2 protein-coding genes are annotated in these 1,102 nt (G+C 64.5%); both read left to right on the top strand.

Going from position 1 to position 1,102, the window contains the following annotated elements; all coding sequences use genetic code 11:
• Window positions 1-677 (top strand): beta-propeller fold lactonase family protein (locus tag AR3_RS29075; protein ID WP_157406858.1); only part of this gene is annotated, 677 nt, incomplete at its 5' end.
• Window positions 678-910: 233 nt separating this feature from the next.
• Window positions 911-1,102: hypothetical protein (locus AR3_RS31895; protein WP_217998809.1), on the top strand; the 192-nt coding region annotated here is incomplete at its 3' end.

Here is a 1,102-nt window from a genome sequence, read left to right as displayed (position 1 = left end):
TTGGTGACAGACCGTGGGCGGTAGCGGTCTCTCCGGGTGGCACCCGCGTCTACGTGGTCAACCGCGACTCGGACAACGTGTCGGTGATCAGTACGGCGTCGAACACGGTGATCGATACGATCACCGTGGGTGACGACCCGACGGGGGTGGCGGTGACTCCGGGTGGTACCCGCGTCTACGTAGCCAATCTCGGCTCCGACAACGTGTCGGTGATCAGTACGGCGTCGAACACCGTGGTCGACACGATCACCGTCGGTGCCGCCCCGGTGGCGCCGGTCGTCACTCCGGGGGGTACTCGGGTCTACGTGACCAATGCCGGTTCAGGCAGTGTGTCGGTGATCAGTACGGCGTCGAACACGGTGATCGACACGATCACCGTCGGTGCTGCTCCGGAGGGGCTCGCGGTCACTCCCGGTGGTACTCGGGTCTACGTGGCCAACAATGTCTCGGACAATGTGTCGGTGATCAGTACGGCGTCGAACACGGTGATCGACACGATCACCGTGGGTGACGGCCCGCTCGGTGTGGCGGTGACTCCGGGTGGTACTCGGGTCTACGTGACCAATTTCGTCTCGGGCACTGCGTCGGTGATCAGTACGGCGACGAACACGGTGACCGGAACGATCACCGTCGGTACGGGACCCGTCGGCGTGGACAGCGGCCTGATTCCCGACTGAACCACCCTGTCGTGGTCGTCAGCGGACCAGCTGCAGCGTCCATCTAGGAACACTGTTCTTCCGGCCCCCAATCGATCGCTCATCCGAAGTTGCGATAGATCCTGGGCCGGAAGACGGTGGCTCCAGTAAACCATCGGCGGAATGTCGAGAGCGGCTACCGCGGCCTGGCTGAGGGGCAGAAAGATCCGTTCTGGTGGAGAAAAGCCGTATCCCGGCGCAAAGGAGGTCTCAAGATGGCACATTCACGCGAGGTGGCGAGAGGGGAAGCCGGCTCAGGCCGTCTTCGCCGACGGGGATCGCTGTCCGGTCCGAGGCGCCTGCTGGTCGCCGCAGCCGTTCTGGTCGGCATGACGATGGCGATGACCGCGCCCGCGCCGGCCACGACCGCTGCCCAGCGGCAGCAGCAACAGCAAGTCACCTACGTC

The organism is Actinomadura rubrobrunea NBRC 15275 (assembly GCF_001552235.1).
Classification (GTDB): Bacteria; Actinomycetota; Actinomycetes; order Streptosporangiales; family Streptosporangiaceae; genus Spirillospora; species Spirillospora viridilutea.
The sequence above is the reverse complement of the archived record's forward strand: the minus strand, read 5'-3'. Positions and strand labels throughout refer to the sequence as shown.